The sequence below is a fragment of the Bremerella cremea genome, assembly GCF_003335505.1.
In the GTDB taxonomy this organism is placed as follows: Bacteria; Planctomycetota; Planctomycetia; order Pirellulales; family Pirellulaceae; genus Bremerella; species Bremerella cremea_A.
This window is the reverse complement of record NZ_QPEX01000046.1, coordinates 294,341-308,997: the sequence shown is the minus strand read 5'-3', so window position 1 is coordinate 308,997 and position 14,657 is coordinate 294,341. Positions and strand designations below refer to the sequence as shown.

At 56.0% G+C, this 14,657-nt stretch carries 11 protein-coding genes; 5 read left to right on the top strand and 6 right to left on the bottom strand.

Annotated features, from left to right (window positions below):
* Positions 1–29: 29 nt before the first annotated feature.
* The 3 genes from hpnH to DTL42_RS25030 form a co-directional block, all read right to left on the bottom strand.
* A complete protein-coding gene (gene hpnH / locus DTL42_RS25040) occupies positions 30–1,151 on the bottom strand; it encodes an adenosyl-hopene transferase HpnH (RefSeq protein WP_114373495.1) in 1,122 nt (373 codons plus the stop codon).
* A complete protein-coding gene (locus tag DTL42_RS25035; RefSeq protein WP_234824354.1) occupies positions 1,148–3,250 on the bottom strand; it encodes a terpene cyclase/mutase family protein in 2,103 nt (700 codons plus the stop codon). The genes hpnH and DTL42_RS25035 overlap by 4 nt, the downstream gene beginning before the upstream one ends.
* Positions 3,251–3,333: 83 nt before the next feature.
* Positions 3,334–5,517 (bottom strand): ArnT family glycosyltransferase, encoded by a 2,184-nt coding sequence (locus DTL42_RS25030; RefSeq protein ID WP_114373493.1) that lies wholly within the window; start codon positions 5,515–5,517, stop codon positions 3,334–3,336.
* A gap of 167 nt (positions 5,518–5,684) precedes the next feature.
* On the opposite strand from DTL42_RS25030, the gene DTL42_RS25025 reads away from it, so the two are divergent.
* Entirely contained in the window at positions 5,685–6,713 is a 1,029-nt protein-coding gene (locus DTL42_RS25025) for a dihydrodipicolinate synthase family protein (protein WP_114373491.1), read from the top strand.
* A gap of 142 nt (positions 6,714–6,855) precedes the next feature.
* Here DTL42_RS25025 and DTL42_RS25020 read toward each other — a convergent pair whose 3' ends face one another.
* The 3 genes from DTL42_RS25020 to DTL42_RS25005 form a co-directional block, all read right to left on the bottom strand.
* Positions 6,856–9,951, bottom strand: a complete 3,096-nt coding sequence (locus DTL42_RS25020) for a Tex-like N-terminal domain-containing protein (RefSeq protein ID WP_114373489.1) — start codon at positions 9,949–9,951, stop codon at positions 6,856–6,858.
* Positions 9,952–10,325: 374 nt separating this feature from the next.
* Positions 10,326–10,544, bottom strand: coding sequence for a hypothetical protein (locus DTL42_RS25015; RefSeq protein WP_114373487.1), 219 nt, complete (start codon positions 10,542–10,544; stop codon positions 10,326–10,328).
* A 248-nt stretch (positions 10,545–10,792) separates the two neighbouring features.
* Complete coding sequence (locus DTL42_RS25005) at positions 10,793–11,668, bottom strand: hypothetical protein (RefSeq protein ID WP_114373483.1); 876 nt, start codon at positions 11,666–11,668, stop codon at positions 10,793–10,795.
* Positions 11,669–11,948: 280 nt separating this feature from the next.
* On the opposite strand from DTL42_RS25005, the gene DTL42_RS25000 reads away from it, so the two are divergent.
* From DTL42_RS25000 to DTL42_RS24985, 4 genes are all read left to right on the top strand, one after another.
* Positions 11,949–12,839, top strand: a complete 891-nt coding sequence (locus tag DTL42_RS25000) for a metallophosphoesterase (protein ID WP_114373481.1) — start codon at positions 11,949–11,951, stop codon at positions 12,837–12,839.
* Between the two features lie 5 nt (positions 12,840–12,844).
* Positions 12,845–13,147 carry a hypothetical protein gene (locus tag DTL42_RS24995; RefSeq protein WP_114373479.1) on the top strand — a complete coding sequence of 101 codons (303 nt, stop codon included), beginning with the start codon at positions 12,845–12,847 and terminating at the stop codon, positions 13,145–13,147.
* A 172-nt stretch (positions 13,148–13,319) separates the two neighbouring features.
* Positions 13,320–13,802 (top strand): hypothetical protein, encoded by a 483-nt coding sequence (locus DTL42_RS24990; RefSeq protein WP_114373477.1) that lies wholly within the window; start codon positions 13,320–13,322, stop codon positions 13,800–13,802.
* An 85-nt stretch (positions 13,803–13,887) separates the two neighbouring features.
* Positions 13,888–14,637 (top strand): hypothetical protein, encoded by a 750-nt coding sequence (locus DTL42_RS24985; protein ID WP_114373475.1) that lies wholly within the window; start codon positions 13,888–13,890, stop codon positions 14,635–14,637.
* Positions 14,638–14,657: the final 20 nt, after the last annotated feature.

The following is a 14,657-nucleotide window of genomic DNA, read 5'->3' as shown; positions in this document are numbered from 1 at the left end:
CAGTGGAGTCCGGGGTGTAAGCGGCTGGCTTACTGCAGCACCGGCAGCTTGGTTTGCTTCTCTTCTGGCTGCTGAGGCGAGTGCGGATCGTCGAAGCGATCTTCCGATTCCAACTGTGGCAGTGGCCGATTCGATTTCGGCGGGCCGAAGAGGGTGAGCTTGGCGGTCTTCCACAAGCCACCCAAAGACGAGAAGGTCTCGTTGACCGCACTCGGCTCGTACCCGCTATGGACCATGCAGTTGGCACATTTGGGGTTGCCGCTTTGGGTGCCGTAGTTGGCCCATTCGACTTCTTTGAGCAGCTGATCAAACGTTTGCGTGTGCCCCTCGTCGACCAGGTAGCATGGCTTTTGCCAGCCGAAAATGTTGTAGGTGGGATTGCCCCACGGTGTGCATTCGAGGTCGTGATTCCCTTTGAGGAACTCGACAAACAGGGGACTTTGATTGAACTGCCAAGCCTTCTTCGGGGCCGAAAGGATTGAGCGGAACAAACGGTAGGTTTGATTGCGCTGCAGGAAGTGATCTTGGTCGGGGGCTTTCTCGTAGCTGTAGCCAGGGGAAAGCATCATCCCTTCGACCCCCAGGGCCATCATCTCGTCGAAGAAGCCGCGAATCCGTTCAGGCTGAGCGCCTTCAAATAACGTGGTATTGGTGGTGACGCGGAAGCCTTGCTTTAGGGCGGCTTTGATCGCGCTCACAGCGATGTCGTACGTTCCTTCGCGGCAGACGGCGTGGTCGTGCTCTTCGCGCGGACCGTCCATGTGAACCGAGAAGGTCAGGTACTTGCTCGGTTGAAATTGCGAGAGGGACTTCTCCAACTTCAGCGCGTTCGTGCAAAGGTAGATGTACTTCTTCCGCTTGACCAGGCCTGCGACAATCTCAGGCATCTGCGGATGCAATAGCGGCTCGCCGCCAGGGATCGAGACAATGGGGGCTCCACACTGTTCGACCGCGTCGAAGCACTGCTCGGGCGTGAGCTGCTTGCGGAGAATTTCGACCGGGAACTGAATCTTGCCGCAGCCAGCGCAAGCCAAGTTGCAGCGGAACAAGGGTTCCAGCATCAAGACCAACGGGTACCGTTTGCGGCCTAGGAGCTTCTGTTTGAGGACGTACGATGCGACGGTCCACATTTGCGAAATCGGGACACTCATCGAGACGCCTCAGTTCCTGAATTGGTCTTCTTTGCCCACGTGGCCAACGCCAGCAGTGGGAAATAGATGCGGTAATAGTGATAGCGAAGGTAAAACACGCGTGGGAAGCCAGTGCCGGTGTACGGTTCTTCGTCCCAGGTGCCATCTGCTTTTTGGGTTCGCAGCAGGTACTGAACACCCTTGCGAACGGCCTCGCTGTTTTCTTCTCCAGCGGCCATCAAGCCGAGCAAAGCCCAAGCGGTTTGCGATGGAGTGGGCGTGCCGATGCCCTTTAGGTTGGGGTTTTCATAGCTGTCGCATGTCTCGCCCCAAGCGCCTGATTGTTGCTGACAACCTTTAAGCCAAGCGGCACCGCGCTGAATCATTTCGTCGTCGGTCGGAATGCCGACGGCAACCAAACCGACTAAGCATTGCCAAGTGCCGTACACGTAATTGACGCCCCAGCGACCATACCAAGAGCCGTCGTAATGTTGGTTCTCGCGAATGTACGTGATCGCTTTACGGACGACGTCACCCAGCTTGCCGCGGCTATGTTGGCTGACGCCTAACAGGCCGAACGATTCGATCACGCGGGCGGAAAGATCGGGCCAGCTAGGATCGATCATCGCGTTGTGATCGGCGAAGGGAACCTTGCATAAGAACTCGGCATCGTTGTTCTTATCGAACGCGCCCCAGCCACCGTCATGGTTCTGCATGTCGGCGCTCCAAGCGAGAGCCCGCTTGGTGGCGCCAGAAACCTTGTCTAGCAGCATGGTCCGATCGATTGCATCGGCAACGGTAACGCCGCTTGAGGTGGTAAGAACGGTCGTGTTCTCCCACGATTGCCCCGGATGGACTTCCAAGGTGATGCCCATCTCGGCCAGTTGCTCTTGCATCGCCATCAGGGCCATCGCGGTGTCGTCGAGATCGGGATAGAACTCGTTATTGAACTCGAAGTACCAGCCGCCCGGCTCGCTGCGGACGTTGTTGGTCCAGTCTCCCTTGTCCCGAACTTCTTTCGCCAGTAACCAATCGAGTGACTTGCGAACTCGTGGTACGTCGGCCCCTAAGCGACCAGCAGCCAAAGCACGCAGTGTGATGGTGGTATCCCAAACGGGGCTTTTACACGGCTGAATACGGATGGTGCCGTCTTCTTCGTCGTGAATCATCAGCTTGTCGAGTTCGTTCCAGCAAGACTGGACGGCCTCGTGCTGGTCGTCGTAGCCGAGTGCTCGAAAGGCGACGATGCTCCACAGAATCGGCGGGAAGATGGCGCCCAGGCCGTCGCTTTTGGGCAGGCGGTCGAGGATCCACTGCTCGCACGCTTTGAGTGCTCGTTTGCGAAGCGGACGCAGACGCCACTTTTCCAGGCGTTTAAGCGTGGCATCTGCCGTGCGAAAGAAACGATCCCAAGTGAACAGGCCACTGGCTTTTTCCTGCCCAGGGCAGCGCAGTTCTGGCCAATGTTCCGGCGGTTTGATGAACAGTTCGCGAATCGAGCATTCTTCCGAGCGATCGACCACCGGACGCAAAGCCCAGCAGATCGACAGCGGAATGAAAATCGTGCGCGACCAACTGCTCATGCGGTAGATGTTCAGCGGGAACCAGTTTGGCAGCAGGATCATTTCCGGAGGAATTGCCGGGCAAATCTCCATCGGAATTTGGCCGAGCAATGCCAGGTACAACCGCGTGAAGCTGTTGACGGTGTCGGCTCCACCAGCTTCTAAAATGGCATCGCGAGCTTTGACCATGTAGTCTGCCGAGGGAGAGTGCCCGGTCAGCTTCAACGCAAAGTAAGCTTTGACGCTCGAACTGACGTCGATCTTGCCTTCAGGGTACTGAGCCCAACTGCCGTCGGCTCGCTGTTGGCTAAGCAGTTTTTTGGCAAGCTTTTGCGCGATTTCGGTATCTTCGCGACGTGCCCAAGCGAGAAGCAGCAGGTACTCGCTCTGCAAGATCGAATCCCCTTCCAGCTCTGCGCACCAGTAGCCCTCGGGGTGCTGATTGGCCAGCAGCCAGTCCGAAGTGCGCTGGATCGCGGTAGAAAGCGAAGGGACATTGACCCCCGCGTCCGATGCCGAATTCCGGTCGCGGGCTAGTGAGGAGGATCCATCCATCATGGCAAATACATAGCGATCGAGGGGCGATTCTTTTCTTCCAAACTGTCAGCCTATGACAGATTCGCAAGCTGAACAAGTCAGACTTACGGGCTGTCTGCAGCGTGAACGCGATAAATGACGGCTAGGGGGCTGGGGGCGCCAGTGGGCAACTGTTCCCATTTGGTCTCTAAAATGCCCTGACTCTCCATTTCCTCAAACAGCTCGGGAGTTACCGACTGGGGAAAACCGTAATTCCCAGGGCTGCGGAAGCGGGCAATCTCGCCCCAATGGACGTAAATCCAGCTAATATCACGGTCGGCCAGCCACGTCTGACGCTGCTGAGCGGTCATGTCCAGCAGCGGCTCGGTGGGGGCTGCGTCGAAGCAGGTGTGATAGATCACCGGTGGCTGCAAATAGAACAACGCTGCATCGCCGGTCGCCAGAACGGTCTCGTCGGCAGTGACGTTTTCGTTGAGAAACTGAAGGGGATCTGAAGTATTGGAAGTGCGAAGGCTTTCTAGTGAAACGAAGATGCGCGGATCGAGCTTGATCGAGAGGGGCATGTTCACCAAGACGAACGCCGTCACCAGTCCCCAGCCTAGCCAGACTCGCAGCGTGCAGCGGCCCAGTGGGCTTTCGGCGATTCGCTGTGCTGCCAGACCAGCTAAGAGGCAGCCCAGCGGGATCGTCGGGGTTAGAAAACGATCGAGCCGGTGCGATAGGCCCCACCAAACCAGCCAGCCAATGGCCAGCAGAACGGCTAACGGCAGCGAGAGCTTGCGCGGAGCGAGCCAGAACGCGGCGATGGCCAGAGGAACCATGGTTAGCCCCAACCAAGGATCTGCCCCTAAAAAGGTTGTGATACCGGCAAAAAGTTGCGGACCCGAATAGCGGCTGCCTTGGGCGTTGGCGGGAACCTGATGGGCTTGATTCCACTGCGTAATTTGGGCTTCGGTGCGGATGTCCGCAGGAAAAACTTGGCCAGCCAACGGGTAGACCGGGTTGCCGGTTGCGATCGCGTTTTTCACCAGCCAAGGGGAAACAACCACGGTCACGGCGGCCACGTACAAGCCAAGTGTTTTCCAATTGGTTTTTACGGCGAAAATCCAGAGCCCGAAGATCGGCAGCACGGCCATGAGCAGAGCCGGATACTTCACTGAGAAAGCCATGCCGGCCATAAGGCCAGAGAGGATGCCCAGGCCGTAAAGTGGCAACGGAGTGTCGTCTTCGGTGGGTTTATGCCCCAGAACAAGCAGCACCGGATACAGTGCGGCCAACGTGTAAAAAGCCCATACACCGTCGACCAGGCCGGTGCCACTTTGATAGATGAGTGTAGGGACGCTAATCGCACAGATGGCTGCTGCCCGGGCTGCCCATACGCCTGCCAGTCGCTTGCCGGCCCCGTATAGCAGCCCAGCGGTTAGCAAGGTGAACAGCCCCATTACCAGCTTGCCGGTCAACGCCCCGTAGTACCAGTCCAAGGGCCACGGCTGGAAGATCATCGGCAGCAAAGCCCACATCTCGGCCCCCATCGGCATGCCAGAGTAAACGTTCTCAGGCAGAACGGTAATCTGGCCGGCTTGATACCACTGTTTGGGGACTTGCAGATGATATTCTAAGACATCGTATTCATATGGTGGCAGCAGCGAAACGCCGACGATAAACAGCACCAGCGGAGCCGCAGCCAAGAGCCAGCCCCGCGTTTCCATGCTGTGTGGCTGGGGCTCAGGCGGCTGAGGTTCGGCTTTTAATTGGGCGAAAAGTTGCTTTTTCCAAGCGATTCCCAGAGTAAAAAACGAAATCGCAAACGCCACAAAAAAGACCAGCGGATGGTGCAAGAGTCCGAACTGGCCGAGCACGCATGTTCCCCAGCTCAGCAGCATTAAGCCGCTGGCCAGTCGTAGGACGATACCATCGACCAGGCCAAAGCACCGCAGCAGCTTGAGGCGGAACAGCAGGAACTCGCCCAGCGCGTAGCTGCACAGCAGCATTACGCTGGCCATCAGCACAATGCCCATCCGGTCGAAAAGCCCCAGGGGAGCCTCGCCGCCGCCGAACCAGTTGCTGAGGGCCTCTGGCAGCAAAAGGAGGCCATCTTTTAATAGTTGGCCACGTGTCGGGTTGTAAGGGGGCAGATCGGGGCTGACGGCTTGCCATGGCATGGCTGCCGAAAAATACCAGGACGCGTAAACGAGCATCCCAACCAGCAGCAGCCAGACATATAGAGGCGCGTCGAGCAGTGAAGAGGACTCGGAAGTGGGAGCGGAAGTGCGTTTCTGGCGAGACACGGGAAAGACGGCTACTTTTTCGAGGATTCGTCGGGCTGACTCGCCCTGCTGGGCGGACTATGCTAGTGTTTCTGAATCACTATTTGCCTACGACAAGCACAGCCCGTAGATTCTAACGGGTTTGCTCCCTTCACGTTAGCCTTCACGCCCTAAGCGGAATAGTTTCGATGGCTCCTACCTCGCAGCGTCTCTCTGGTATCTTCACCCCCAATATCGTTCCCTTGGACGCCAACGGCGACATTAACGAAGCCGAATTGCGGCGTTACGTCGACTGGTTAATCGACAAAGGGGTTCACGGCTTGTATCCCAACGGTTCGACCGGCGAGTTCCTCCGGTTCACGGTGGAAGAACGCCGTCGGATTATCGAAATCATTGCCGACCAAACGCGTGGACGCGTCCCCATTTTGGCCGGAGCCGCCGAGGCGAACGTCAAGGAAACGCTGAAAGCTTGTGAAGCGTACCACGAGCTCGGTTGCCGCGCCGTGGCGATTGTCTCACCGTTTTACTTTAAGCTCAGCCCTTCGGCCGTTTACGCTTATTTCAAAGAGATTGGCGACAACTCGCCAATCGATGTGACACTGTACAACATTCCGATGTTCGCTTCGCCGATCGACGTGCCTACGGTGCAGCGTCTGGCGGAAGAATGCCCGCGGATTGTGGCGATCAAGGATTCGTCCGGCGATTTGCCGCACATGATGCGAATGATCACGGCGGTTCGCCCGCTACGGCCAGATTTCAGCTTTATGACCGGCTGGGATGCGGCGTTGATGCCGATGCTTTTGATCGGCTGCGATGGCGGAACCAACGCAACGAGTGGCGTGGTGCCAGAGATCACTCGGCGACTGTTCGATTTAACGCTACTGGGCCGCATGGACCAGGCCCGCGACCTGCAGTTCCGCTTGCTGACGTTGTTCGACGCGATGATTCAGAACTGCGAATTTCCGGAAGGTTTCCGAGCAGCGTTGGCTTTGCGCGGCTTCAAGCCGGGCAGTGGTCGCCAGCCACAATCGGCCAGCCAGAAGTTGGAGGTCGATAAGCTGCGAAACCAATTGCAATGCATGCTCTCGGCAGAAGGTTTCGTCGACGAACCGGTCGGTGGCTGCCCAGCGGGGAAAAACGACCCGAATCCAGACGACGTCGCAAAGATCGTTCACGGCGTGGTGGAAGAACTGCGCCGCCGTGGGTTGGCTAACTAGAAAGGCCAGCTTTAGGACTTCATGATTTGGACTACGCAGATTTGTAAGGGCGTAGTCTGAAGTTTTCAGTAAGAGATGGATTAAAAAAAGGGCTCGAAAGTTCGAGCCCTTTTTTTTATTGGTGTGGATCGCTGCCGGGAAATTACTTTCCGTTGGGCTTTTTCTTGTCGTCCTTCTGCATTTGGAAGAACTGTTGCAGGTCGCCGAACGAGCGGAGCGGTTCTTTGCCTTCCTTCATCGCGTCGGTCAGTGGCTTCACTGGTTTCGGTTTGCCACGCTTCTCGCCATGACGAGGCTTGCCGCCACCTTGCTTCCCCTTGCCGTGCCCGCCGTGTGGCTTGTGACCAGACTTTTGCTGCTGCTTGGGGCGTTGGGGGCGGTCGGTACGCTGTTGGCGATTGCTGTGCCGCTGTGGCTTTTCCGACTTGGGAACTTCCTTGGCGGGATCGATCGCGGTGAGCGAGACACGGCGACGTTCGCGGTCGATTTCTATAACCCACACACGCAGCACATCGCCGACGCTGACCACTTCATGGGGATCGCCCACATAGCGGTCCGCCAGCCGGCTGATATGGACCATGCCGCTGTCATGCAGACCGATATCGACGAACGCACCGAAGTCGACGACGTTCAGCACGGTGCCCATCATTTCCATGCCGGGCTCTAGGTCTTCCAGCTTCAGCACGCCTCGGCGGAACAGCGGTGGTGGGAAATCGGCACGCGGGTCGCGACCAGGCCGGGAAAGGGCCCCCAGGATGTCGCGAGCCAAGTGAACACCCACGTTCAGCTCTTCGGCCAGTTGCTCGACGTTGGCCGAAGTGATCTTGGCGACCAGCTGTTTGTGCTGTTCGTCGGACGCGGCAATTTCCACTGGCACCGGCTGCGGAGCTGGTGGTTCGGCGGTTGTTTCTTCGTCGGATGCAGTTGGCTCGGTGGTGGCCGTTTCTTCGCTGCTGTCCGTCGCTGCAGGTTCGGCCTCGGACGAAGCTTCTGCGTCTTCAGCAGGCTCAGCAGAAGCAACCGTTTCGGCGACTTCGCTGGGGGCTGAATGTTCTTCGCTCGCCGGTGCTTCCGCGTTTTCAGCCGGAGCCTCAACAGCCGCGGCTTCTTCGGTAGGCGTTTCCTCGGCGGGCGTCTCTGCTTCCGGCTCTGGAGCCAACAGCGCACTCGCTGGCGTCTTCGGTTTGATCGGCGGGGGCGAAGGAACCGTCGACAAGACTTCGGTCAGCGAACAGCCGAGCTTTTCGAGAAGCTGGGTGGCAACGTCATAGCTTTCCGGGTGAATCCAGGTAGCGTCCAACGGATTTTCGGTCGGCACGACCTTCAAGAACCCAGCAGCTTGCACGAACGTGGCTTCACCGATACCGGCGACTTCGCGAATTTCTTCTCGCGAGCGGAACGGACCGTTGGCTTGGCGATGCTCGTAAATGCGCCGAGCAGTCAGCTGGTTGAGTCCTGAGACGTAGCTCAAGAGGGCCGGGCTGGCCGTGTTGACGTCGACGCCGACGTAGTTCACGCAAGACTCGACCACATCGTCCAGCGAATCGCGGAGATGCTTGGCTTTCACGTCGTGCTGGTACAAGCCCACGCCGATGTTCGACGGGTTAATCTTGACCAGTTCCGAAAGAGGATCGAGCAGGCGACGACCGATGCTGATTGTGCCTCGGATCGTGGCGTCGAACTTGGGGAATTCCTCGCGGCCCAGTTCACTGGTCGAGTAAACACTAGCCCCAGCTTCGTTGACAATCAGATAGCAGAGATCTCGATCTTTCAACTCGTTAGTAATCGCCCCGGCGACGATTTGCTCGGTCTCGCGACAGGCCGTGCCGTTGCCAATCGCAACTATCTGCACGTCGTACTGCTTGATCATTTCGACAATACGCGAACGGCTCTTTTCGACGCGATCTTGCGGGCCAATCAAGTGAATGACGCCGGTCCCCATGACGTTGCCAAACGGGTCGATCGCGACCAACTTGCAACCGCTGCGGAAACCAGGATCAATGGCCAATACGCGCTTGCCTCGTACTGGCGGCTGAAGCAGCAGCTTGCGGAGGTTACAGGCGAACACCTCGATGGCGTGCGTTTCGGCCTTTTCAGTCAGTTCGCGGCGAATTTCCCGTTCGATACTGGGAATGATCAGTCGATTTAGGCTGTCTCGCAACACTTGCTTCAAATAAGCAGCGTGCGAATGTCCTTCTGGAATGACCGTATCTTCCGACGTTTTCGTGATTTTGTCGAAGTCGACTTCAATGCGGACTTTGAGGAAGCGGGTCCGATCGCCACGATTGATCGCCAGCACGCGATGAGGTGGAATCTTCGAGACCGGCTCGTGGTAGTCGTAGTAATCGCGGAAGGCTTTGTCCTTCTTGGCGCGTTCTTTTTCCTTTTGACGCTTTCGTTTTTCGCGACGAATCTCTTGGATGGTAGGCTTTTTGCCCCCTTCCTTCTTCGCAGGAGCCGGGCTGGCGGGGGCTGCCTCGGCGCTGGTGTCGTCGGCGGAAGCCGTTTCGGGTGTTTCCGACGGGGTGTCGTCGGGGGCTTGCTCGGGCGTGGCGGTTTCTTCCGCAGTTACGTCCGAATCGTCGCTCGAATGTTCGAAATCTTCTTCTTCGTCGTTTTTATCATCTTGGCCGCCGTTCTCGATCCGCGTGCTGGTTAGCTGGCCTGTTTTCCAGAAAAGCTTTCGCAGACGGCCTCGCAACAGGGCATGTTCCGAGAATGATTCAGCGATGATGTAGCCGACGCCTTGCAGGACGGCGTCGACATCGGCCAGGGACTTCTCGGCATCGACAAATGCCGTAGCGCGGGCTGAAAGGTCTTTGGCTTCTTCGACATCGCCCAGAACTTCCAGGGCGAGCGGTTCGAGACCGCGTTCGCGGGCCTGGGTCGCCAGGGTTTGCTTCTTTGGCTTGAACGGAAGATAGAGATCTTCCAGCAGCTTTTGGGTTTGAGCCTTGCGGATCTGGTCGGCAAGTTCTTCCGTCAGCTTTTCCTGCGACTGGATCGACTTGAGGATGGTCCGTTTTCGCTCGTTCAATTGACGCAGCTTGGTTGTACTGCTTTGAATCGCGCGGATCTGCTCTTCATCCAACCCACCGGTTTCATCTTTGCGATACCGCGTGATGAATGGAACGGTGTTGCCATCGTCGAGCAGGTCGACGGTGCGCTGGACTTTTTCGAGAGGAATACCAACTTCACGGGCGACGATTTGAAGGTCCGTGACGATTGTCGTATCCATGGGATGCCTGGGTAGGAGCTGTCGCAAATTTGCTCGTCGGAGAAATGACGTAAGCGCAAATGCTGTTTGACTAAAGCGATATTTTGTATCGATGATACCAGCACGGCAACATAGGGGCCCCAATCGCACTTGTCAAGGATTAGCGTGAAGATCTGTGCCCATATTTAACGGACGTTTCTTGTGTTTGCGCTTAGAAACCCAATTTGGGTGGCTTGAAAGCACAATTCAGGGAATGTTTAAGGGTTGCGTAAGATGCTTTCCCGCTTGCCGGAAAGCCTGCGAAAAATCATTTGCGCGCAAAAAAAGGTGCCGCTTCCCACTCTCCAGAAAGCGGCACCTTCGTCTTCGTGTTCTTTAGCCCTACCGGCTTGGCATTAGTAGCCGATGTCCATCGGGGCCGGGTTGAGGAAGTCTCGCGGGCCACGCGTGGTGTAGTAGGGGTATGTGACTTGAGCACTGCCACCACCTTGAACGGCTGGCGGAGGAGCGCTGACGCTGGTCGGGTTGTTGCAGGGGCTCGACCCGATGTGATGGCAGCAACCGCTACCGGCTAAAAGGCAGACGGCTGCCAAGATGAAGAACAAGCGATTCATGTCGTATTTCCTCGCACGGAAACGGGCACTGCGTTGGGTCATTCGGGTCATAGACGCGGAAACGGCAAGCCGATTGTGGCAATGCCATTTCGAACCAGCCCAGTGTCGTAAGGCCGGTCCAGTAGGATTGATCGGCCTCAAGATCGTGAAAATTGAACAAATCGTGCCAATCCCACCCGGCTGGTAAAGAATTAGGGCTGAGCAGGCTTGGGCTGGGCGAAAGAATGTCGCGTTGCTAGCGGGATTGTTTAGCCAAGTTGGGCGTGAGTCCACATTTCAGCTTGGACTGGCGTAAGGTTCGCCAAAATACGTGTTTCCAAGGTGACCAGCAGTTCAGTGAGTTGTTGTTGTAAGATTTCGTGGTGATTTTGCAGTTGTTGCCAGAGCCCCTGCATCTCGGCGTGGGCTTCCATCGCGATCTTACGCACCTCGCGAAGTTGGCTGGGGTTCAGATTCATTTGCCGCAGAAAAGGGCTATCCTGCTGGAAGAGAAGCAATTTTTGAACCCGCTGTAGCGAAGTTTGCGACTGGCTGATGGCTAAAAGGTGATCCATCTCAGGAGTGCCAGGGATGACAAAACCGTGCGTGGTGGCATAAGCGATCTCGTGCTTCCAGACGCGCTGGGGAGAGTTGGCGTTAGGCCAGAAGGCAGATAGTTGACCGAAGCTGGCTTCGGCGTGGGGGATCATCGCGGCTAGTTGTCCAGAATACGAGTGCGCCGTGCAATAAAAGGAAAAGAGCGTGGCAAGGACCAGGACAGCGGTCAATCGTAAATTTCGGCCGAGTGAGTTGCGATCTTCTTGGTAAATCTCGCGCACGACGCGGGTTCCCAGACGCAAGCTTGCCCGCGAACGTGTCGAGGAAGACGACTCGTCCTCGCGGGGAACGATGCTGATGATTTGGATTTCGTATTGGGAATGTTTGTCGATCGAAAGCCGGGCGATTTCACCAAAAAAAGGACATTCCGCTTCGCAAGTGAAGCCTTTTTCGCCCAGTTTACGGCGTGGAATCTCGACCGACAGGGCAAAACCGGCCATCGATTCGTCTAAAAGTTCGGCCTTGTACCAATCGCGACCGATCTGCAACCGGGCTTTGACCCGGGTGGGTGTGACGGCGAATCGCATGGAGTTTCGTCGGTCTACGTTCATTTTCGATCAGCGGGACAAGGGAAGCATGGAGATGAGTTCATTGCAAATATAGGCTTCGATTTACCCACACCCCTTGAAAGAAAGAGGTGAATTGCCTGAGAAAGCACCTAGGCTTTAGAGGGGTGTGCAGCTTTGGCGGAAAAACCGGCATAAAGGATCGTGACAAGATTCCTGTTTGCCTCGCCCGAGCGAACTGACAACAATAAAAGTGTGCCGGTTCTTTTGTTTTCCTATTTGCTCTTTCTTACTGAAGCTCATGTGTGTTGCTGCTGAAGTCGCTGAGAAGACCGCCAGGACTTACCAGGAAGCTGGGCGAATTTTACGTAGTTCGCCGCTGCGAAAAGGCAACGTCGTCCAGTTAGATAAGTCGAACACCGAAGATGTGATGGTGACGGCCGACCTGCACGGCAATCGCACCAATTTCCGGCGAATCATGGAAATCGCTGATCTCGGTGCCCACCCGAACCGCCACCTCGTTTTTCAGGAAGTCTGCCACGGCGGACCTACTTATCCCAAGGCGGGCGGGTGCATGTCGCACTTGATGCTGGAAGATATTGCTCAGCTAATTGTCGAGTTTCCTCATCAGGTTCATTTCCTGATTTCTAATCACGAACTGGCTGAACTGACCGATTACCCCATCATGAAGGGGGGCAAGATGCTCAACCTCATGTTTCGCTGTGGCATGGGACAGATGTACGGTGATGCGGTGCCGATGATTCGAGCCGCCCAGCTTGAGTTTTTAGCCAGCTTGCCGATAGCCATTCGAATAGGCCAGCAAATCCTGGTAACGCATAGCTTGCCCAAGCATTGTGACGCCGAGCCGTTTGATATCTCGATCTTTGATCGCGAGTTGAATGTTCACGATCGTTCGTGTGGTGGTTCGTTGCACCGCATGGTCTGGGGGCGTGATTTTCGGCAAGAGAACGCCGACCATCTGGCTCAGCAATTGGGCGTCGATTTGTTCATTACCGGTCACGAACCGTGTAAATATGGCTTTGCTTCCCCTAATTCGCGTCAAATTGTGTTGGATTGTTGCAGTCGGCTGGGCAAGTATATGATGATACCAATGTCAGACGGCCTGACTCAGGATGATCTGTTAAACCGGATTTATTCTCTTCACGACCCCATGCTTGTGGCGGCACCTTAGGTATTATGGGCAGCGATCCCCTCTTCGACGATGACGATCTAGCCGAGATCGTGGAAGAAAAAGAACTCGCCCGGCCGTGGCGGCCTCGGTTTGGTATCGCCACCATCATGTTCGCCACGGGGCTGTTGAGTGTCGCGTTTTTGATGGGGCACTTGATGCTGAACGAAGGGGAGCAAGGTCTGCTGCCGAAACGATTTGGCTTCTTGTTCGTGACGCTAGCGGCCCCAATGCTGATTGTGACCGTCTTAAGTGTTAGCCGCGAGGTGATTCGCTTGTGGCAGAAGCAAGGCCAGCAGAAACGTCGCTAGACCGGTCGAATCTCTCCGCACGACTTAAAACTCGGCTCACGAAGCAGAAAAATCGATAGATGGTGAGGCGGCGATACGGTGTTCTGGTGGGGCCGTGGTTTTTTCTATCGCCTGGGGGAGGCATAATGGAAAGTTCCCGGTCTCATGATTCTCGGTAGGTTAAAAGGTGCAAATGTCCGACTTTGAAGATCGATTGAAGCGCGCCATCGAACGTGGCGAGAAACGCAACGACATGAAACGACGCGCTGCCGCCGAGGCCGCTCTTTCAGAAGAGCAGTGTCGCGAACTGCATGGAAGTCTGCGTTTGAAGCTGTCGGACTATATCGCCCAGTGCTTGGAAAAACTGCCCAATTACTTTCCCGGTTTTGAGTACGAAACTCTCTTCGGGGACAAAGGCTGGGGCGGTGCTTGCGTGCGAGACGATATCGATCTGGGCAGCGGCAAGCGTCGGAATTTGTATAGCCGACTGGAGATGGCGATCAAACCTTATTCCTCGGTCCACGTCTTGGAATTGGTTGCCAAGGGGACGGTCCGGAATAAAGAACTCTTCAATCGAAGCCACTTCGAGAAGCTCAGCGAAGTCAACGAAGCCGATTTCCGGGACTTGATCGATTTGTGGATCGTTGAGTATGCCGAGCAGTATTCGGCCAAGTAGCGTCCTGGCTGGTTTTGCTCTGCCTGCCTGACTGAGCTATTCTGGTAAGAGACGATTTTGCGGTTCTTTCCTGGAGTAGTCGTTTATGTGTTGGTTAGTCGTTCTTACGGCGTTGGTTGGTGCGGAAGTAAACGAAGCTGCCCCAGCGAAGCCTGATCCGGTGAGTGCTTATCACCTGACCAACATCCGGGGCTGGGATGTGTATGTCCATAAAACGCTGCTTCGCGAAGACAAAGAGACCGGCGACGCGGCATTGGAAATGCTAGATCACCAGCTTTACGAGGTCACCCGTTGCATCCCGAAGCCAGCGTTGACCGATCTGCAAAAGATTCCGATCTGGCTCGAAAATGAAAACACGAAGGATAGCCCGTGCGCATGCTATCATCCGGATGTCGATTGGCTGAAAGAGAACGGCTTTCTTGTGGAAAAAGAAAAGTGCGTCGAGATCACCAGCGCGAAAACCTTTCTGGATTGGACGCATCGTCAGCCGTTTATGTTGTTGCACGAACTCGCGCACGGCTTTCATGATCGCGAGTTAGGTTTCGACGATCCGCAGGTGATCGAAGCCTACAATTCGGCCAAAAAAGGAGGCGGCTACGAGGAAGTGCTGCATATCAACGGCAGCAAGCGTAAGCATTACGCTTTGGAAAATCACAAAGAGTATTTCGCCGAAACTACCGAAGCCTATTTTGGCAGCAACGATTTTTACCCTTTCAACAATGCTGAGTTGAAAGAACACGACCCGGAAGGGTACCGTCTGATCGAGACGCTTTGGAAGCGGTCGTCCGACGAGGAGTCACAAAAGGGCGCGGCGGACGAGCCTGCGAGTGAGTGACGCGGTAATTGCGGTCAAGG